General features: G+C 56.8%; 2 pseudogenes. Both read right to left on the bottom strand.

Features of this window, described 5'->3' with window-relative positions:
• Positions 1–136 precede the first annotated feature (136 nt).
• A pseudogene (locus HP435_RS29070) lies at positions 137–21,829 on the bottom strand (non-ribosomal peptide synthase/polyketide synthase); the annotation flags it as partial.
• Positions 21,830–21,868: 39 nt separating this feature from the next.
• Positions 21,869–23,251: pseudogene (locus HP435_RS29270) on the bottom strand (condensation domain-containing protein); the annotation flags it as partial.
• Between the last annotated feature and the right edge of the window lie 21 nt (positions 23,252–23,272).

Here is a 23,272-nt window from a genome sequence, read left to right as displayed (position 1 = left end):
GAGGCGCCGGCGTTTGACGCCTCCTGGCAGGTTGTATGCCTTACTTGTCTTGGATGAGATCAAGCAAGTCGGCAATCTCTTCGTCATCCCAGCCAAATTCGGACAAGTTGCTCGCAGCCGATTGGGCTGGTGCGGCGGCTTTGTCTGTCTTTGCGTGTGCAAGCAATTGGCGCAAGGCAGTGATGTAGTAATCTGCCAGCGCTTCGATCGTTTCCTTGCGGTAAATTTCTTTGCTGAAGGCGATGCTCACCACCAGTTGACCACCGACGACCGAGCACCCGAAATCGAGCAGGTGTTGGCGATCCGAGTTGCGGTTGAAGTTGTCGCCTCTCGCTTCGCTGGCAAAGCCGAACAGGGAGTCCGTGTCACGAACCGCCTGATCCAGCTGGCCGAGGTAGTTGAAGCTGATCTGCGCTTTGGGCAAAGACTTGAACTTCTCCGCCGTTTCCTTGTTCAAGTAACGGAGGATGCCGTAGCCGATTCCTTTGTGCGGAATGCTGCGCAACTGTTCTTTCGTCATTTGCAGCGCTTCTGTAAGCGAGCTTGTTCCCCGCGTATCCAGCAAAATCGTGTACATGCTCGTGAACCAGCCGACTGTCCGGGACAGATCGACATCGTCAAAAATGTCTTCGCGTCCGTGCCCTTCCAGATGCACCAAAGTGGTCTGATTGCCCGTCCAGACGAAGACCGCTTCTGCCAAGGCAGTCAGCAAGACGTCGTTGATCTGGGTTTGGTAGACGGCTGGCAGCTCTTGCAACAGCACTTTCGTCTCTTCCTGCGTCAAGGCGACGGAAACGGTTCTGGCTGCAAGCTCGCGGTTTTGACCGTGCTCGTAATCTTTTGGCAGAGCAGCCACCTCTGTATCGAGACGGCTCAGCCAGTAGTCGGCCTCTTCCGTGAGACTGTCGGACGCGGCGTACTCGACCAGTTTTTCCGCCCAATATTTGTAGGAGCTTGTCTTCGGCGGCAGTTGTACCTGCTTGCCTTGCAAAAGCTGGTTGCACGCCTTGTTCAAGTCTTCCGTGATGATTCGCCATGACACCCCGTCGACTGCCAGGTGGTGAATGACGATCAGCAAACGGCCTTCCTGCCCGGCGCCCATGTCGAAGTAAACGGCGCGGAGCAACGGGCCATCTGCCAGGTGCAAGCTTGCCTGCGCTTCCCCGGACAGCTTCTCGATCTGCTCCACTTGCTGGTTCGCTGGCAAATCTCCCAACTCCACCACATAAAACGGAATGATATCGGTCCACTCAGCGCCCGCCTGCTTCCACGCTCCATTTTGATGGTAGAAACGGAGACGCAAGGCATCATGGTGACCGAGCAAGTGATAAAAGGCTTGTTTCAAAATCTCCGGATCGATCGGCTGAACGGTGAGCAGGACGGATTGGTTCCAATGGTTGCGATCCGCCAGTTTTTGCTCGAAGAACCAGTGCTGAATCGGCAGGAGCGGCACTTCGCCTGTGACAAGACCTTGTTCCGCGCAAATGTTGACCGAATCTCCCACAGCATGCGACAGCTCGGCAATCGTCTGATTTTCGAATAAAAGCTTGGGCGACAGGCGGATGCCGGACTGCCCTGCTCTGGCCACAATCTGAATGCTCAGGATCGAATCTCCGCCGAGTTCAAAGAAGTTGTCGTGAATCCCGACTTCCTCGACTCCGAGCACTTCCTTCCATATTTGCGCCAAAACTTTTTCGACGAACGTCTCTGGAGCTACATATTCACCATCAGCAGCTGTGTACTCCGGTACAGGCAAGGCCCGGCGGTCTACTTTGCCGTTTAGCGTGAGCGGCAGAGCTTTCAGCGTGACAAAGGCCGCTGGCACCATGTATTCCGGCAGTTTCTCCTTGAGGTAGCCGCGCAAATCGTCAGCCTGTTCCGCATCGTCTTCTGCCACCACGACATAGGCGGCCAGTCGTTTCACGCCCGGCATATCTTCGCGGGCAAGAACGATCGCCTCTTTGACCGCTGAGTGCTGATACAGCACACTCTCAATCTCGCCCAACTCGACGCGGAAACCGCGGATGCTCACCTGGTCGTCGGAGCGGCCGATAAATTCGATCTGGCCGTCTGGCAAGTAGCGCACGAGATCCCCCGTCCGGTACATTTTCGCCCCGCGATTCGCTGTGAACGGATTGTCGACGAAGCGTTCCTGCGTCAGATCAGGACGCTTGTAGTAACCGCGAGCCAAGCTGCTGCCGGCAATGTACAACTCGCCTGTCACACCAATCGGCACTGGCTGGCGCTGTTCGTCCAAAATGTACACTTGCACATTGTCAATCGGTCGCCCGATCGAAGGCGGAGTGACCTGACCAGCTTGAACCGCGACGATGCCTGCTGTGGCGACGACCGCATTTTCCGTAGGGCCGTACTGGTTGACCAGCGTAAACGGCACATGCTCCGCCGGGTAATGATGCAGCTTGTCGCCGCCTGTCAGCACGTAACGCAAGGCAGCATGGGACGGCCAGTCAACAGACAGCATGCTCTCTGCCAATGGCGTCGGCAGGAAGCTGATCGTGATTCCTTCGGCAACGAGCCAGTCGCGCAGTTTTTCCGGGATGAGACGAATCTCTTCCTGCGGCAAGTACAGCGTGGCTCCTGCCGTCATGTACGGCCAAATTTCCCAGACAGCGGCGTCAAAAGCTGTTCCCGCGATTTGCGATGCCCGATCATCTGGCGTGATGGTGTAGGCATGTTGGTGCCAATAAATGAGGTTCAACAGAGCGCGGTGCTCGATCTCTACCCCTTTTGGCGTTCCCGTTGAGCCGGACGTGTAGATCACGTAGGCGAGCTGGTCGGTTGTCACTGCCAATTCCGGCGCTTGCGTGCTCTCTTCGGCAATGACCTCCCAGTCCGCATCGAGGCAAATGAACGCGGCATCGCCCGCAGGCAATGTTTCCAGCAAGCGTTCTTGCGTCAGCACAAACGGCATGCCTGTGTCTGCCATCATGAAAGCCAGACGCTCTTGCGGATAGGCTGGGTCCATCGGAACAAACGCGCCGCCCGCCTTGAGAATGCCCAGTTGTCCAACGATCATCTCGCTGGAGCGTTCGACGCAAATCCCGACGAGCGTCTCTGGTGTAATCCCTTGCTGTTTCAGGTAGTTCGCCAGCTGGTTCGCTTTTGCATCCAGTTGTGCGTACGTGAGCGAGCCTTCGGCGGAGACGACCGCCAGTTGCTCCGGCATTTTTTCGGCCATAGCGGCAACCAGCTCGTGCACGGTTTGCTCGTACGTGTAAGCGGCAGCCGTGTTGTTCCAAGCGGATACAAGCTGCTCGCGCTCATCTGTCGCAAGCAGCGGCAACGCCTGAATCGAGCTGTCCGGTCGGGCGACGATGCCCTCCAGCAGCTGATGGAAATGATTGACCATGCGCACGATCGTGCTGTGGTCGAACAAATCGGTGTTGTAGTCAAACGTAGCGACCAAGCCGTTTTGCGTTTCCGCCATCGTCAGGCTGATGTCGTACTTGGACATGACGGCTTCGTTCTTGCTTTCAAACGGTACGATCTCGATGCCCTCAAATTCACGGGTCAGCATCTGGAAGTTTTGCAGGGCGAACATGACTTGGAAAAGCGGCGAGTAGCTCAGGCTGCGCTCCAGCTCCAGTTCGTCTATTAACTTTTCAAAGGGCAGGTCTTGATGGGTGTAGGCTTCCAGCGCCGTATCGCGTACTCTCGACAGCAGTTCGCGGAAAGTAGGTACGCCGGACATGTCCGTTCTCATCGCCAAGGTGTTGATGAAAAAGCCGATCATCGACTCGGTTTCCTGTTTGTTGCGTCCGGCGACCGGGCTGCCGACGATGATGTCGTCTTGACCGCTGTAGCGATAGAGCAAAGTCTGGAACGCCGCAAGCAACGTCATGAACAGCGTCGCGCCTTCTTGGCGGCTTAAAGCGTGCAGCTTTTCTGTCAACGCCAGCGGGAACGCCGTCGTGTACAAGGCTCCGTGATGCGTTTGCACAGCCGGGCGCGGACGATCTGTCGGCAAAGCCAGCATCGGCTCGGCGGCACCGAGTTTTTCTTTCCAGTAAGCCAGCTGCTGTTCGAGCACCTCGCCTTGCAGCCAATCGCGCTGCCACGCGGCAAAATCGGCGTATTGCAGCGGCATTTCGGCGAGCTGCGGCGTATCTCCCTTGGAGAGCGCTTCGTAAATCGTCGCAAGCTCTCCCATGAAAATGCTCATCGACCAACCGTCAGAGACGATATGGTGCATGTTGAGCAGGAAGACGAAATCTTCTTCGCCCGTCTGAATCAGCGTAGCTCGCAGCAACGGCCCTGTACGCAAGTTGAACGGCTGGCTGGCCTCTGCCTTTTCCAGACGCTGTACCGCAGCTTCGCGCTCTTCGTCCGGCAAATCGCGCAGGTCGATTTCAACGAGACGCCATTCCATCATCTCGTGAATGACTTGCACCGCTTCTCCGCCGATGTCGGTGAAAGTCGTGCGCAAGCTTTCGTGCCGCTCGATGATCGTTTGCAGACTGCGCTCCCATGCCCGGATGTTGAGCTGCCCTTGAATCCGTACGGCAGACGGGATGTTGTACAAGGCGCTGTCCGGCATCAGGCGATCCAGGAACCACAGCCTTTGCTGGGCGAAAGACAGCGGCAACTGTTTGTCCCGCGGTACAGGGACGAGCGGAATGCTGGTGACGCCTGATTGCTCCTCTAGCAGCCCGGCAAGCTTTTCGCTCATTCCGGCCACATCAGGATGTTCGAACAGCGTGCGCAGCGGGACATTGACGCCAAATGCTTCTTTTAAACGGGAGACGGCTTGCGTAGCCAAAAGCGAATGTCCGCCCAGTTCAAAGAAATCATCGTAAACGCCGACGCGCTCTACAGAAAGCACTTGTGCCCAAATGTTCGCCACGATTTCTTCGATCGGCTTGCGCGGCGCCACGTACGCTTTGCCTGTCTCGGCATGTCCGTAGTCAGGAGCTGGAAGGGCGCGGCGATCCACTTTTCCGTTGACCGTGAGCGGAATTTTTTCCAGCCAGACGTAGCCTGCTGGCACCATGTATTCCGGCAAGGTCGACTTCAAGTAGCGGACAAGCTCTGCTTCATCCGGCTGCTGCCCGGTCGCGGCGACCAGATAAGCCGCCAGACGTTTGTCTCCCGCTCCCTCCTGCCGTGCGATCACGACGACATTTTGCACCGCTGGATGCTGTCTGAGCGCATTTTCGATTTCCCCCAGCTCGATGCGGTAGCCGCGGATTTTCACCTGGTCGTCGATCCGGCCGAGAAATTCCAGCTCGCCGTTTTCCAAGTAACGCACCAGGTCGCCCGTCCGGTACAGTCGCTCGCCTGCTTGGCCGAACGGGTTCGCGATAAAGCGCTCTGCTGTAAGCTCGGGACGGTTCCAGTAACCTCTCGCCACCCCTTTTCCGCCGATGTACAGCTCACCTGGCACGCCGATTGGCACAGGTTGCAGATGAGCGTCCAGCACGTAGACCGTCGTATTGGCGATCGGGCGGCCGATTGGCGGATTTTTTCCGTCGTCCTGGCAATGCTTGAGCGTAGCCGTGACGGTCGTTTCGGTCGGTCCGTAGCAGTTGATGAATTGACGGCCTGTAGCGTAGCGGGCGACAAGCTCCCGGCTCGGCGCTTCCCCGCCGACAATGATCGTCCGCAAGTCTGGCAAATCTGCTTCTGGCAAGGCAGCCAGCACAGAGGAAACCATCGCGAAAGTCGTAATTCGTTGCTCCTGGAGCACCCGGATCAGCTCTGGCCCCGGCAAAAGCGACTCGCGATCCTCGATCACGAGTGTCGCTCCGGCAAGCAAACTCATGACGATCTCCGAGACCGACACGTCGAAACTGAACGAGATGAATTGCAGGACGCGGCTGGTCGCATCGATCTGGAAATGGCGGATCAAGTCATAGGCCAAATTGATCACGCTGCGATGCTCGATCATTACGCCTTTTGGCAATCCGGTCGAGCCGGACGTATAGATCACGTAAGCGAGATTGTGCTCGCCGACGCTCGTTTCCGCGTTTGTGACAGGCTCGTTCGCCAATTCGTCGCTGTCCAGGCAAATGACCTGACGGGACGAAGCTGGCAGTCTGTCTGTAAGTGAAGCCTGCGTCAACAAAACGCTCGCCTGCGAATCCTCGATCATGTAGGCAATCCGTTCTTGCGGGTGCGCCGGGTCGAGCGGAACGTAAGCTGCCCCTGCTTTCATCACGCCGAGGAAAGCGACGATCATTTCCGGAGAACGCTCGACGCAAATCCCTACCAGTTCATCCGGTTTTACCCCTTCAGCAAGCAATCGGTGGGCCAACTGGTTTGCCCGTTCGTTCAACTCGGTATAGGTCAGTTCCACGTCCTTGTAGACGAGAGCAACGGCATCCGGCGTCTTTTCCACTTGCTGTTCAAACGCCTGATGGACGCATAGCTGCTGCGGGTAGGCCACGCTCGTCTCGTTCCAGTCGACCAAAACTTGCTGGCACTCGCGCTCACTGATCATCGACACGTCCTGGAGACGTTGTTCCGGCTTTGCTGTCATGTCCTGAAGCAACTGAGACATCTGCTGCAACACGCGCTCGATTTGCTCAGGCGCAAATCGGTTTTGCTCGTACTTGATTTTTACAATCAACTCTTCGCCCGGGCCGCAGACGACCGTAAGCGGATAGTTCGTCTGCTCGATCGTCTCCACGTCAGACAAGCGCAGCTGGTGCTGTTCGTCTTTCACCGACTCCCCGATCGGGTAATTTTCAAAAATGAAAATGCTTTCGAACAAGGCGGTGTTGCGCGTCATTTCACTCCAGCCCTGGATGTCGACCAATGGCGTGTACTCATACTGGCGAAGCTCCACTTGCTGCTCCTGCATGCCGCGCAGCCATTCCCGAACGGATTGGTTCGCATCCAAAGCAACGCGAATCGGCAAAGTGTTGATGAAAAGTCCCACCATGCTCTCTACGCCAGGCAGATCGGCGGGACGCCCGGACCCTGTCGCACCGAAGACGACGTCATCCGTTCCGCCGTAGCGGCCAAGCATCAGCGCCCACGCCCCTTGCACCAACGTATTCAGCGTCAACTGGTGCGTACGGACAAAAGCTTGCAAGCGGGCGGTCGCGTCTTTCGCCAGACGAATTTCTTGCTCCTCGTACCCTTTTGGCAAATCAGCCCGGCCGCCAGTGCTGTTGCCCATCGCCAGTGGAGTTGGCTCGTAAAAGCCTGCAAGCTGCTCACGCCAAAATTGTTCGGCGGCTTGCAAGTCTTGCCGCTGTACCCACTCTAGGTAATGAGCGAACGGTTGAACAAAGCTGTGCGCGACTTCTTTTCCTTCTGCCAGAGACAAATAAGCGCTAAACCAGTCTTTCAGCACAATCGGGATGCTCCAGCCATCGAGCAAGACGTGGTGGAAGCTCCATGTGAAGCGATACGCACTCTCGCTCAACCGGAACAGCGTCCAGCGCATGAGTGGTGCCACAGCGATCTCGAAGCTGCGTCGGCGGTCAGCCGCCAAGTATTCGCTCAGCTCCGCTTTTTGCTGGTCAGGCGTCAGATGGCGCAGGTCGATTTTTTCCACGCACGCCTTCACTTGCTTGCGGACGACTTGATGCGGTTCCGTCAAGCCTTCCCATATAAACGAGGTGCGCAAAATCGAATGGCGATCCACAACCTTTTGCCACGCCTGCTCAAACGCTTCGACATCCAGTCCTTCCACCGTCATCGCCAGTTGAACGACGTAGTCTCCTCCCTCCTGCTCGTACAGAGAGTGGAACAACATGCCGCCTTGCAACGGGCTTAGCGGATAGACGTTTTCGATCGAGCGATTTTGTCCCAAATACTTGTCGAGCGCGCGCTGATCCATCCGTGCAAGCGGGAAGTCAGATGGCGTATAGCCGCCTGCCGCTTCGGACTGGGCATGCGCAATGATTTCACGCAGCGCTTCCAAATAGTTGCGGGCAAGCTGCTGGATCGTGGCTTCCTCGTGAATGTTTTCGCTGTACATCCACGTGACGTGGAGCTGCTCCCCTGCAATCACGCTGTTTACGTCGAGCAGGTGCTGGCGAATCGCCTGCTGCCCCACATTGGCGCCTCTCGCTTCTTGCGCCATCCCGAATTTCGACTCGGGTACAACTGCCTGATCAAATTGTCCGAGGTAGTTGAAGCTGATTTCTGCCTGCGCCTTTTCTGCCAGACGCTTTTGCAGCTCCTCATCCTCGCTCAAATAGCGCAAAATGCCGTAACCGACGCCTTTGTTCGGAATGCTGCGCAGTTGTTCCTTGACCGCTTTCAGCGTGTCTCCCCACGGCTTCGTCGGGTCGACCGAAAGCTGTACCGGGTACAGGCTCGTAAACCAGCCAACCGTCCGGGACAAGTCTGCGCCCTCGATCAACTCCTCGCGCCCATGCCCTTCCAGATGAATCGCGACTGTCTGCTCGCCTGTCCAGCGATGGAGCGCTTTGGTCAAAGCGGCAAGCAGCACGTCATTGATTTGCAGACGATATGGCGAGAGCGTATCTTGCAGCAAGGCGCGAGTCTCTTCCGCGTTCAAGGAAAGCATGACTTGTTTAACGGTCGCTTCCGTGTTTTCGCTTGGCTCGAAGGTGCGGTCAATCGGCAGCGGTTTTACCTCGTCCATTTGTTCCAGCCAAAATGCTTTTTCCTGATCAAGCGCTTCGGACGTCGCGTACAATCGCAATTGCTCGGCCCACGTCTTGAACGAGGTCGTCTTCGCCGCAAGCTGCACCGCTTGTCCTTTTGCCAATTGCTCGTAAGCGGTTTGCAAGTCCTCGAGCAAAATGCGCCAAGATACACCGTCTACCACAAGATGGTGAGCGACGATCAACAGACGGCCCGGCTGTTCGGCCCCTAGCTGGAAGTAAACCGCTTGGACAACAGGCCCCTCAGTCAGATCGAGGCTCGCTTGCACTTCGCTGGATATTTCCTCCAGTCGCATCTCTTGCTCCGCCGTCGTCGGGAAGGCGGAAAGGTCGACGCTGCGGAAAGGAATTGTCTCGGGAAGTCCTTCGATCCGCTGTGTCCAGCCTTGCTCTGTCCGGCTATAGCGCATGCGCAATGCGTCATGATGAGCGAGCAGGCACTCGACGGTGCGCTCCAAAACAGCCAAATCTACAGGCTGCTGCACCGTCAAAAGCAAGGATTGATTCCAATGGTGCACAGACGGCTGTTCGGAGGCGAAGAACCACGTTTGAATCGGCGTGAGCGGCACGTCACCTGTCACGATGCCCTGTTCATTCGGCAGTTTTGTTGCTTCGCTTTCGTCCGTCACTGTAGCGACGCTTGCCAATTCCGCAATCGTCTGGTTTGCCAAAAGCTGTTTCGGCGTCAGGCGAATCCCCGCCTGGTTGGCCCGGGACACGATCTGGATGCTCAGGATCGAGTCGCCACCCAGTTCGAAAAAGTTATCGCGTATCCCAACATCCGCTAATCCAAGAACATTTTTCCATATATGCGCAAGCTTGAGCTCCAGCTCGTTTCTCGGTGCTACATAAGTGCCGTCCGCCTCGCTATTGAACAGATCAGGCGCTGGCAATGCGCGGCGATCCACTTTGCCGTTCGGAGTCAGCGGCAGGTCAGCCATGAAGACAAAAGCCGCTGGCACCATGTACTCAGGCAACATTTCCTTCAAGTAGCTGCGGAAGTCGCCTGCTTGAACGGCTTGTCCTTCCTGCCCTTCTCGCTGCACGATATAGGCGACAAGCCGCTTCATCCCCGGCATGTCTTCGCGAACGAGGACAATCGTTTCTTTGACCGCCGGGTGGCTGTACAGAACCGTTTCGATTTCACCGAGTTCGACGCGGAAGCCGCGAATGCTCACCTGGTCGTCAGCGCGTCCGATGAACTCGATGTTTCCATCCGGCAAGTAGCGGACAAGGTCCCCGGTCTTGTACATGCGCGCGCCCGCTTTTTGCCCGTACGGATTCGCGATGAAGCGTTCTCTGGTCAAGTCAGGGCGATGCAAATAACCGCGCGCCAGGCTGTCTCCGGCGATGTACAGCTCTCCCGCTACGCCAATCGGCACGGGTTGCAGCTTTTCATCGAGCACGTACACCTGCACATTGTCGATCGGACGGCCGATTGATGGCGCGGATACTTGGCCAGCTGCTGCCGGAACGATGCCTGCCGTGGCGACGACGGCGTTTTCCGTCGGCCCGTATTGGTTCGCCAAAACAAACGGCAGCGTTGCCGGCGGGTAGTCGTGCAGCTTGTCTCCTCCTGTCAGCATGTAGCGCAGCTTGGCATCGCTCGGCCACTCCAAGGTCAGCAACCGTTCCGCCAATGGCGTCGGCAAAAAGCTGATGGTGATGCCTGATGCGACGAGCCAATCTCGCAGCTGCTCCGGCACGAGACGAATTTCTTCGGACGGGAGGTATAGCGTCGCTCCCTTTGTCAAATACGGCCAGATTTCCCAGACAGAAGCGTCAAAAGCTGTCCCGGCAATTTGCGTCGCCCGGTCTTCTGCGCCCACCTCGTACGCGCGCTGGTGCCAAGAGACGAGATTTAACAAGGCAGCATGCTCGATCTCTACCCCTTTTGGCGTTCCGGTCGAACCAGACGTGTAAATGACGTAAGCCAAATTGTCGCGGTTTGTAGCGATCACCGGAGCCACGTCGCTCTCTTCTGCAATGAGACTCCAATCGCGATCCAGGCAAAGGAACGTCGCTCTCGCCTCTGGCAATTGCGCAAGCAGATGCTCCTGGGTCAATACGACTGGCATCTCGGCATCTTGCATCATGAACGCGAGCCGCTCTTGCGGATACGCCGGGTCCATCGGGACATAGGCACCGCCCGCCTTGAGTATCCCCAACTGGGCGACGAGCATGTCGATGGAGCGATCCAGGCAAACTCCGACAAGCGTTTCAGAGATAATTCCCTGCTTGTGCAAGTAATTCGCTACTTGATTCGCTTTGGCATCCAGCTCGGCATAGGTGATCTGTCCTTCGTCCGAGACGACTGCCAGTTGATTCGGCAGCTGCTGCGCGATTCGGGCAACCTGCTCATGCACGCACGTATCGCGTTCTGACGGCACGCTCGTATCGTTCCATTGGAAAAGCACTTGCTTACGCTCTTGGTCGCTGACAAGCGGAATGGCAGTGATCGGTTGCAGCGGATTGACCGAAACAGCTGCAAGCAGGTTGGCGTAATGGCCCGCCATGCGCTCAATCGTCGCCGGATCAAACAGATCGGTATTGTATTCGAAGGTCGCCATCAGCCCTGCAGGCAATTCGACCGTGGTCAAGGTGATGTCAAACTTCGCGCTGACTCCCTCTTGACCGATGTGGAACGGCTCAAGGCGAATGTGCGACAGCGCTTGGGCGTCCATCGGGATGTTTTGCAAAACGAACATCACCTGGAACAGCGGCGAGTAGCTAAGGCTTCGTTCCAGCTCCAGTTCATCGATCAGCTTTTCAAACGGCAGGTCTTGATGGGCGTACGCTTCCAGCGCCGTCTCGCGCACTTTTCCGAGCAAATCGCGGAAGGTCGGTTCACCGGACAGGTCCGTGCGCATCGCCAGTGTATTAATGAAGAAGCCGATCAGCGACTCGGTTTCCTGTCTGTTGCGTCCCGCGACCGGACTGCCGACGACGATGTCGCTTTGGCCGCTGTAGCGATAAAGCAAGGTCTGGAAGGCAGCGAGCAAGGTCATGAACAAAGTCGAGCCTTCTTCCCGGCTGAGTGTTTTCAAAGCCGCAAGCCGTTCTGCCGGAAGCGTGATCGTATGCATGGCTCCTTTGTGGCTTTGCACGGCCGGACGCGGACGGTCTGTCGGCAGGGCAAGCAGCGGTTCTGCGCCACCGACTTTTGCTTTCCAATACGCAAGCTGCTGCTCCAGCACGTCGCCTTGCAGCCAATCGCGCTGCCATGCGGCATAGTCAGCGTATTGCAGCGGCAGTTCGGCAAGCTGCGGCGTTTTCCCGGCAGACAATGCTTCGTATATGGTCACAAGCTCTTCCATGAATACGTTCATCGACCAGCCATCCGCAACGATATGGTGCAGGTTGAGCAAAAAGACGTACTCTTGCTGAGCCATGACGAGCAAGCTCGCCCGCAGCAACGGGCCGCGCTCCAGGTCAAACGGTCGCTTGGCATCTTCTATCGCGAGCTGCAATGCCTTCGCTTCGCGCTCAGCTTCGGCCCATTCGCGCAAATCCACTCGGCCCAGGCTCCACTCGATTGCCGGGTGAATGATTTGCACCGCTTCCCCGTCTCGATCCGAAAAAGTCGTCCGCAAGCTCTCGTGACGCTGGATCAGCAGCTTGAGACTGCGTTCCCACGCCTCGACATCCAGTTCCCCGTGCAAACGGGCAGCGGACGGGATGTTGTACAGGAAGCTGTTCGGGATCAGCCTGTCCAGGAACCACAACCGTTGTTGCGCAAACGAAAGCGGTACATGCTGGTCGCGCGCCACTGGCACGATTGGCTGGCTGCGAAGAGCGGTTTCCCCTTGCAAAAGGGACGCAATCTGTGTACTGATCGCCGCCGTCGTCGGGTGATCGAACAGCATGCGCAGCGGCAATTCTACGCCAAATGCTTGCCGCAAGCGGGAAATCGCTTGTGTCGCCAGGAGCGAATGTCCGCCCCGCTCAAAGAAATCGTCATGCACGCCGATTTTCTCGACGGAAAGCAGCTGCGCCCATATATTCGCCACCATTTCCTCCGTCGGCGTCCGCGGCGCGACATACTCTTGACGTGTCGCCAAAATCCCCCAATCCGGTGCGGGCAATGCTCTGCGGTCGACTTTTCCGTTCACCGTGAGCGGAATCGCGTCCATAAAGACAAAGCCTGCCGGGATCATGTAGTCGGGCAATGTCTCTTTCAAATAACGGGCAAGCTCCTCTGCGGCTGGTTGTGCTTCGCCCGCTGCCACCATATACGCGGCCAGACGCTGCTCCCATGCGATGACAACCGCTTCCTGAATCGCCGGGTGCTGGCTGAGCGCACTTTCGATTTCGCCCAGCTCGATACGGTACCCGCGAATTTTCACTTGGGTATCGATGCGTCCGAGGAACTCAAGGTTGCCGTCTGGCAAATAGCGAACGAGGTCGCCCGTGCGATACAGACGCTCTCCTTTTGCTCCGAACGGATGCGCGATAAAGCGCTCTGCGGTAAGCTCCGGGCGGTTCCAGTAGCCGCGCGCCAGTCCTTTTCCACCGATGTACAGCTCGCCGGGCACCCCTACAGGTACAGGCTTTTGATTCGCATCCAGCACGTACAAGGTCGCGTTGGCGAGCGGACGACCGATCGGCGCGCTCTTCATCCCCGCGTTGCAAAGCATCATCGTGGAGCAAACCGTTGCCTCTGTCGGCCCGTAGCAGTTGAAAAACTGACGACGATCCGCATAGCGGGCGACAAGCTCGCGGCTCGGTGCTTCTCCGCCCACGATCAGCGTCTGCAAATCAGGCAGATCGGCGGCGGGCAGTGCCGCCAGAACCGAAGACACCATCGAGACTGTCGTGATGCGCTTTTGTTGCAAAACCGAGATTAATTCCGGGCCAGGCAAAAGCACTTCGCGATCCTCGATCACCAAGGCCGCACCTGCGAGCAACGCCATGACGATCTCGGACACAGACACGTCAAAACTGAACGACGTAAACTGCAAGACGCGGCTGGATGGCTGAATCCGGAACGCCTCGATCAAGGCATGAGCCAGATTCACCACGCTGTGATGCTCCACCATGACCCCTTTTGGCAATCCGGTTGAACCAGATGTGTACATGACATAAGCCAGATTTTGCTCCGTTACCTCGCTTGCCGGATTGGCAACAGGCTCATTTGCCAGCGAATCACCGTCCAGGCAAATCACGCGAGCCTTTGTTTCCGGCAAAAGTTCAGCCAAAGATTGCTGTGTCAGCAAAATGCTCGCCTGCGAATCCTCGACCATGTAGGCGATGCGCTCTTGCGGCAGGGCCGGGTCGATTGGCACGTAGGCAGCTCCTGCTTTCATCACCCCGAAAATTCCGATGATCATTTCCGGGGAGCGTTCGACGCAGATGCCGACCAAGGTGTCCGGCTTCACTTCTTGCGCAAGCAGCCGATGCGCCAGTTGGTTTGCCCGCTGGTTCAGCTCGGCGTACGTCAGCTCCACGTCTTTGTAGATGAGCGCCACGGCATCCGGCGTCTTTTCCACTTGCTGTTCAAAGGCTTGCTGCACGCAAAGCCCGGTCGGATAGTCCACCTTCGTCTCGTTCCACTCGATCAAAACCTGCTTTTGTTCACTCTGACTAATCATGTTCACGTCAGCCAACAGCTGATCCGGGTTGGCGGTCATCGATTGGAGCAAAAGCGTCATTTGCTCCAGCACGCGTTCGATGCGTCCACCGTCAAATCGGCTTTGGTCGAACTTGATTTTCACGAGAAACTCGGCGCCAGGGCCGCAAACAACCGTAAGCGGGTAGTTCGTCTGCTCGACCGAGTCCACATCCGCGATCTGGAAGCTGTGATCGACTTCTTTGACCGACTCGTCAATCGGGTAGTTCTCGAAGATGAAAATGCTCTCGAACAGCGGAGCGTTGCGGGCCATTTCACTCCAGCCGTGGATGTCGACCAGCGGCGTGTATTCGTACTGGCGCAGCTCCACTTGCAGCTCTTGCAGTTCGCGCAGCCACTCCCGGACTTTTTTGCCGGGGTCCAGCGTCACGCGAATCGGCAACGTATTGATGAACAGCCCCACCATGTTTTCTACGCCAGGCAAATCGGCAGGACGACCTGATCCGGTTGCTCCGAATACGACATCTGCTTCTTTGCTGTACGTGCCGAGGATCATCGCCCAGGCACTTTGCACCAATGTGTTCAGCGTCACCTGATGCTGGCGGGCAAAAGCTTGCAGCTCTCGCGTCCGCTCTGCGGAGAAGCGGATGCTGCGCTCGTCGTAGCTTTTCGTCTCCCCGACAGCTTGCACGGTCTGCCCGAAGTTCACTTGCGTCGGTGCGTAGATCCCTTTCAGATGGTTGCGCCAGAAGCGTTCAGCCGCTTGCAAGTCCTGGCGCTGAATCCACGCGACATACTGGGAAAACGGATGGACAGCGCCGAGCTGAATGTCTTTTCCGTCAGCCAGAGCCATATAGGCAGCGAACCAGTCTTTCATGACCAGCGGCACGCTCCAGCCGTCAAGCAAGACGTGGTGGAAGCTCCAAATAAACCGATAGGCTGTATCGCTGATGCGAAGCATTGTCCAGCGCATGAGCGGCGGTTCTGTAATCGCGAAGCTGCGCTTGCGATCCTCCTCCAAAAAGGCGTCCCACTCCGCTTTCTGCTGATCGGCGGGCACATGCCGCCAATCTTGTTCATCCACGACAACCTGGACGTGCTTGCGAACGATCTGATGCGGCGTGGACACCCCGTCCCAAATAAACGATGTACGCAAAATGGAGTGGCGATCCACGACTTTTTGCCACGCCTGCCGGAAGACGTCGACCTCGACATGGTGCATCGTCATGGAAAACTGAACCACGTAGTCTCCGCCCGCATGTTCGTACAAGGAATGGAAAAGCATTCCTTCCTGCAATGGCGTCAGCGGATAGACGTTCTCGATCGAGCGATCCCGGCCCACATAGTTGTCGATGGCGCGCTGATCCAGTCGCGCTAACGGGAAATCGGATGGGGTGTAGCCCCCTGCCTCTTCTGATCGGCAATGTTCCATAATCTCGCGCAAAGACTCCATGTAATCACGGGCAAGCGCTTCGATTGTTTCTTGGTTATGGATGTTCGCGTTGTACATCCAGGTGATATGCAATTGCTCCCCGGAAATGGCGCTGTTTACATCAATCAAATGAGCGCGGATCGCGTCTGCGGCGATATTCGCCCCTCGCGACTCCTCGGCCATGGCGAACTTCGCGCCAGCCGATACCACCTGGTCAAACTGCCCGAGGTAGTTGAAGCTGATCTCCGGCTTCGTATAGGCTTGCAGCTGCTCTTTCCACTCGTCATCATTGCTGAGGTATTGCAGGATGCCGTAGCCGATGCCTTTTTGCGGAATGTGGCGCAGCTGCTCCTTGACTGCTTTCAGCACATGCCCCCATGGCTTCGACTGGTCAAAGTCAAGCTGTACCGGATACATGCTCGTGAACCAGCCAACCGTCCGGGACAAATCCGCGCCTTCGATGATTTCCTCGCGTCCGTGCCCTTCCAGATGGACATGCAACGTCTTTTGCCCTGTCCAACGCTGCATCGCTTTCGCCAAAGCGGCCAGCAATACATCGTTGATTTGCAGGCGGTAAGCGGTAAGCGTCTCATGCAGCAAGGCGCGCGTCTCGTCTGCCCGAAGCGAAAGCGTCACTTGCTTCGCAGCCGCTTCTGTATTCTCGTTCGGCTCGTACGGATGATCGACCGGAAGCGGGCTTCCGCCGCTGCTTTGTTGCAGCCAGTACGCTTTTTCCTGCTCTAGCGCATCCGAGTCGGCATAGTCAGCCAATTTTTCCGCCCACATTTTGAACGAAGTCGTTTTCGCCGGGAACGACACGTCTGCATGGTTCGCCAATTGCTCGTAGGCATGCTGCAAATCTTCGAGCAAAATGCGCCACGAGACGCCGTCGACGACCAGGTGGTGAACGACGAGCAGCAATCGGCCCGCTTTCTGTTCACCCAGATTGAAATACACGGCTTGAACGACATTGCCTTCCGCAATATTCAGGCTCGCTTGCACCTCGCTGGCGATTTCCTCCAGGCGGGCTGCCTGCTCTTGTTCTTGTGTCGAAAGGTCGGACAAATCCACGCAACGGAACGGGGTGTGGTCGCCAAGTCCGTTCATTTGCTGCGTCCACGCGCCATCCACGAAAGAAAAGCTCATGCGCAACGCATCGTGGTGGGACAGCAAGCTTGCGATGGCACGCTCCAGCACGGATACGTCAACCGGTTGCTGAACGGTCAGCAGCAAAGATTGATTCCAATGGTGCAACGACGGTTGGTCGGCTGCAAAAAACCACTTCTGAATCGGGGTAAGCGGCACATTTCCCGTCACGATGCCCTGTTCGTTTTCCCATTTCGTATGGGGCAACTGGCTGGAATCCGCCACGACGCGCAGCAATTCGGCAATCGTCTGGTTTTCGAACAGTTGCTTTGGCGTGAGCCGAATCCCGAGCTGGTTGGCCCGGGCCACGATCTGGATGCTGAGAATCGAATCGCCGCCCAGTTCAAAAAAGTTGTCGTGGATGCCCACATCAGCGACACCCAGCACCGTTTTCCATATATCCGCAAGCTTCACTTCCAGCTCCGTTGCAGGAGCGACATAACCGCTGGCGGCTTCGCTGCGCGCATACTCGGGAGTCGGCAGCGCCCGGCGATCCACTTTTCCGTTCGGAGTCAACGGGAAGCTGTCCATCTGCACGAAAGCGGACGGGATCATGTACTCAGGCAGCTTATCTTTCAAATACGAACGCATCTCGACAGGCTCGACGGTTTGGCCGCCTGCAAAAACGAGGTAAGCGGCAAGCCGTTTGTCGCCAGGGGCATCCTCGCGCACCATGAGAAACGCTTCTTGCACAGCCGGATGGCGAAGCAGTGCCGTCTCGATCTCGCCCAATTCGATGCGGAAACCGCGGATTTTCACCTGGCTGTCGATCCGCCCGATAAACTCGATCGCGCCGTCTGGCAAATAACGCACCAGATCGCCCGTCCGGTACAGACGCGAAGCTTTTTGCGGGTCGAACGGATTGTCGACGAACCGCTCTGCGGTCAGCTCCGGGTTGTTCAAGTAACCGCTGGCAAGCCCATCGCCGCCTATATACAATTCGCCAGCCACGCCCAGCGGAACGGGCTGTCTGTTTTTGTCCAAGACGTACACGGTTGTGTTGCTGATCGGTCGGCCAATCGGGAAGGAAGTAATCTCTTCCGCCAGCTCTGTGACAGGATAGCAGCACGTAAAAGTCGTGTTTTCCGTCGGGCCGTAGCCGTTGATCACCGTCACTCCGTCCAGCGCCAGCACTTTGCGCACGTGCGGAACAGAGACGACATCGCCGCCGACGAGCAGTTGGCGCACCCCGCGCAAATAGTCTGCGTTATGGTCGACCATGATCGAGAACAAACCTGCCGTCAGCCAAAGCGTCGTTACTTTGTGCTGCACAATCGCTTCGCCCAGTTCATCGAGGGATGGCAAATCCGGCGGCATCAGCACCAGCTTGGCTCCGTTCAACAATGCGCCCCAGATTTCAAAAGTAGCCGCGTCAAACGAAACCGTAGACGCTTGCAGGAATACATCCTCTTCGGTGATCGTGACGTAGTTTGTGTTTTTGACCAGGCGGACGATGCCGCGATGAGCGACGAGAACCCCTTTTGGCGTGCCTGTCGAACCGGACGTGTAAATGACGTAGGCGAGACTGTCTTTTGTCGCATCCACGGCAGGCGCAAGCGGACTTTCCGCTGTCCACTTTTTCGCATCGCGGTCGAGATAGACCGTGCGGCGCTTGCGTCCTTTCCATTGCTTGCCTAAATGTTTTTGCGTCAGCAAAATCGATACGTTGGCATCTGCCAGCATGAAGGCGAGGCGCTCTTCGGGATAAGCCGGATCAAGCGGCACATACGCTCCGCCTGCTTTCAAAATCGCAAGCAGACCGACGAGCATGTCCAGCGAACGGTCGACGCACAGCCCGACGAGAGTGCCTGCTTCCACGCCTTGCTTTTGCAAGTAGTTGGCGAGCTGATTCGCTTTTGTATCCAGTTCGGCGTAGGTCAATTGCTGGTCACCCGCAACTGCGGCGATGCGCTCCGGGTACCGGGCTGCCGTTTCCGCAAACAGTTGGTGCGCCGTTTTGTCGCGCGGATAGTCGGTGGCTGTATCGTTTTGCTCCACCACCAGCCTATTCCATTCGCTCTCGCCGAGGAGGGCAAGCTGATCGAGCGACGCTTCCGGTTGCGTGACGATCGACGCCAACAAATGTTGCAAATGCTCAGCCATTCGCTCAATCGTCGTGCGGTCGAACAAGTCCGTGCTGTACTCAAATGCAGCGACGAGGGTGTCTTCCTTCTCTCGCATCGTCAAAGTCAGGTCGAACTTGGAAGTCGTCAGATGGCTCTCGGTATCCACTGGCGCAACGTGAAGACCTGCTGTCTCGACGTCCTCCAGCGGGAAGTTTTGCAGAACGAACATGACCTGGAACAGCTGCGAGTAGCTGAGGCTGCGCTCCAGTTGCAGTTCATCGACCAGCTTTTCAAACGGCACATCTTGATGCGCATAAGCTGCCAGCGCTGTTTCGCGTACTCGTGCCAGCAATTCGGTAAAGGGCAAATCTCCTGACAAGTTCGTGCGCAAAGCAAGCGTGTTGACGAAGAAGCCGATCAATTTCTCGGTTTCCTGACGATTGCGTCCAGCTACCGGACTGCCCACGACGATGTCTTCCTGACCGCTGTAGCGATACAGCAACGTTTGGAAAGCGGCGAGCAATGTCATGAACAAGGTCGTGTTGGCTTCCTTGCTGAGCTTTTTCAATTTAGCGAGCAAATCGTGCGAAAAGCTCGTCGTGTAAGTCGCCCCTTCGTAGCTTTGCAAGGCAGGACGCGGTCGGTCTGTCGGCAAAGCGAGCAGCGGTTCCGCCCCGCCGAGCTTCTCTTTCCAGTAGGCGACTTGCTGCTCCAATACTTCGCCCTCCAGCCACTCGCGCTGCCAGGCGGCAAAATCGGCATACTGAATCGGCATTGGCGCGAGCTGCGGCACTTCGCCTTTGCTGTACGCTTCGTAATGGGCAAACAACTCGCGCAGGAAGACACCCACTGACCAGCCGTCAGAAACAATGTGATGCATGTTGATCAAAAAGACGTGCGCTTGCTCCTCTGTCCGGATCATCGTCGCGCGCATCAACGGACCTTGGCGCAGATCGAACGGCCGGGCGGCATCGTCAGCAGCCAGACGCGCGCTTGCTTGCTGCTTTTCCTCGCTGGAACGGTCGCGCAAGTCCACGGTATCCAGTTTCCAGTCCAGCTGCGGATGAATCACCTGTACGGCTTGTCCGTCTATGTCAGTGAACGTCGTACGCAAGCTTTCGTGACGGGCGATAATCGCTTGCAAGCTTTTCTCCCATGCTGCGACGTCGAGTTCCCCCTGCAAACGCAGCGCAAACGGAATGTTGTACATCGGGTTGTCCGGCATCAACTGATCGAAGAACCACAAGCGTTGCTGGGCAAAAGACAGCGGCAAAGCGCCATCTCTTGGCACAGGCTGAATCTGAGTCGAGCTGCCATCCGTGCCCGGCCCTCCCAGCTGAAGAGCGGCCGTTTGTTCACTCCACGCGTCAATCGTCGGGTGCTCAAAAATCGAGCGCACAGACTGCTCGACTCCAAACACTTCGCGCAGCCGGGAAATGACCCGTGTCGCCAAAAGGGAGTGACCGCCAAGCTCGAAAAAGTTATCGTGAATCCCCACTTTTTCGACTCCAAGCACCTGCGACCATATGCTTGCGATCAGCTCTTCCGCCTGATTGCGCGGCTCTGTGTATGCTTTTGTCTCTGAACGGTTCCCCCACTCCGGCTCCGGCAAGCGCCTGCGGTCGATCTTGCCGTTTGCTGTCAGCGGCATCGCGTCTAGGAACACATAAGCAGAAGGCACCATGTATTCAGGCAGTTTCGTTTTGAGCCATGCCTGCAAATCGGCAACTTCTGGCGCATCGTCTTTGGCAACCGTCACATACGCTGTCAAATGCTTCTCGCCACGGTCGTTTTCCCGCGCCATCACGACCGTTTCACTCACTTCCGGGTGCAAGGCAAGCGCTGCTTCCACTTCCCCCAATTCGATGCGGAAACCGCGGATTTTCACCTGGTTGTCGATCCGCCCGATAAATTCAATCGTGCCGTTCGGCAAGTAGCGCACCAGATCGCCCGTCCGGTACAGACGCGATCCTTTTTGCGGATCGAACGGATTCTCCACGAACCGCTCTGCGGTCAGCTCCGGATTGTTCAAGTAACCAAGAGCAAGGCCGTCTCCCCCTATGTATAACTCGCCTGCTACTCCATACGGGACAGGCTGCTTGTGTTTGTCCAAGACGTACACGGTCGTGTTGCTGATCGGTCGGCCAATCGGGAAGGAAGTAATATCTTCGGACAACTCCGTGACAGGATAGCAGCACGTAAAAGTCGTATTCTCCGTCGGGCCATAGCCGTTGATCACCGTCACTCCGCCTAATGCCAGCACTTTGCGCACGTGCGGAACAGAGACGACATCGCCGCCGACGAGCAGTTGGCGCACCCCGCGCAAATAGTCCGCATTATGATCGACCATGATCGAGAACAACCCTGCCGTCAGCCAAAGCGTCGTTACTTTGTGCTGCACAATCGCCTCTCCGAGTTCATCGAGGGATGGCAAATCCGGCGGCATCAGCACCAGCTTGGCTCCGTTCAACAACGCGCCCCAGATTTCAAAAGTAGCCGCGTCAAACGAAACCGTAGACGCTTGCAGGAATACGTCCGCTTCGCTAATCGTGACGTAGTTCGTGTTTTTGACCAGGCGAACGACGCCGCGATGCACGGCGAGAACTCCTTTTGGCGTACCTGTCGAACCGGACGTGTAAATGACGTAGGCGAGACTGTCTTTTGTCGTATCTACATCAGGCGCAAGCGGGCTTTCCGCTGCCCACTTTTTCGCGTCGCGGTCGAGATAGACGATACGGCGCTTGCGTCCTTTCCATTGCTTGCCTAGATGTTTTTGCGTCAGCAAAATGGAAATTTTCGCATCTGCCAGCATGAAGGCAAGACGCTCTTCGGGATAAGCCGGATCGAGCGGCACATACGCTCCGCCTGCTTTCAAAATGCCGAGCAGACCGACGAGCATATCCAGCGAACGGTCGACGCACAGCCCGACGAGAGTGCCTGCTTCCACGCCTTGCTTTTGCAAGTAGTTGGCAAGCTGATTCGCTCTCGCTTCCAGCTCGGCATAGGTCAATTGCTGATCACCTGCAACTGCGGCGATGCGCTCCGGGTGCCGGGCTGCCGTTTCCGCAAACAACTGGTGCACCGTTTTGTCGCTCGGATAGTTGGTTGCCGTGTCGTTCAACCCGACAAGCAGATGCTGTCTTTCTTCGGGACGGAGCAATGACAGCGCAGACAGGGACTGCTCCGGATTGTCGACGATAGCTTCCAAAATAAGCGCCAGCTGGTCGAGTGTTCGTTCGATCGCCGCTTGTTCAAAGCGGTCTGTCGCATACATCATTTTGATGCTGAACGAATCACCCGGAATCCCGACAACCGTAAGCGGATTATCCACCTCCTGGAAGTGCTGCACAGCGGAGATGGTAAAGCCGACTTCTTTCTCGTCCTCTTCGCCAAGCGGATAGTTCTCGAATACGAAAATGCTCTCGAACAGCGGTGTCCCGCGCGGAACGTCCGTCCAGCCCTGAATGTCGACCAACGACGTGTATTCATACTGGCGCACTTTGGATTGCTGTTCCTGCAAAGCTTTGAACCAGTCAGCCAATGATTGCTCCGGTTCGATCTTCGCTTTCATCGGCAACGTGTTGATAAACATCCCGACCATTTGCTCGACGCCAGGCAGGTCGCTCGGACGGCCGGAGCCGGTTACTCCGTACACGACGTTTTCCTCGCCGCTCAAACGGCTGAGCAAAATCGCCCATGCCCCTTGCACGATCGTGTTGACCGTGACTTTATTCGTTCGCGCCAGTTTGGCAAGCGCTTTGGTCACTTGTGGAGTCAGAGCGCGGGTCGCTTCCCCGATCTGCTTTTCCAGTCCCTCATGGCCCGCGGTGCGCTTGGCGTGCGATTCGAACGGAATCGGCGTAGGATTTTCCATCGGCCCCAAAAACTCGCGCCAAAACTGCTCGGACGCCGTCTTGTCCTGACGGCGGAGCCAGGAGACGTAGTCTTTGAATGGCCTTGCCTGCGGCAGTCGCAAGTCTTTGCCTTGGCGGTACGCTTCATAAAAATCGAGAACTTCCTGAAACACGATCGGGCTGCTCCAACCGTCCAGCAGCAGGTGGTGGAAGCTCCAGATCAGTCGGTGTACGGCTTCGCCCAGCTTGATGATCGTCACGCGCATGAGCGGGGCTTCGCTCAAGTCGAAGCCCGCCGCTTTTTCATTTTGCAAAAACGCCGCCAGCATGCTCTCCTGCTCGTCACTTCCGTATGACGACCAGTCTTTTTGCCGGATGGAAAAAGGAACGCTTTCGAAGACCGCCTGCAGCGGCTTCTCCGTCTCTTCCCAGATGAATCCGGTACGCAAGATCGAGTGGCGCTGAATCACTTTCTTCCACGCTTTTTCAAAGGGAACGATGTCAAGCTCGCCTGTAAGAATCGCCGTAGTTTGAATCATGTAAGCCGATCCTTCCGAGTACAGCGAGTGGAACAGCATGCCTTCTTGCAGTGGGGTTAG

The sequence above is a fragment of the Brevibacillus sp. HD3.3A genome, from assembly GCF_013284375.2.
In the GTDB taxonomy this organism is placed as follows: domain Bacteria; phylum Bacillota; class Bacilli; order Brevibacillales; family Brevibacillaceae; genus Brevibacillus; species Brevibacillus parabrevis.
This window is presented reverse-complemented; position numbering and strand designations above follow the sequence as displayed.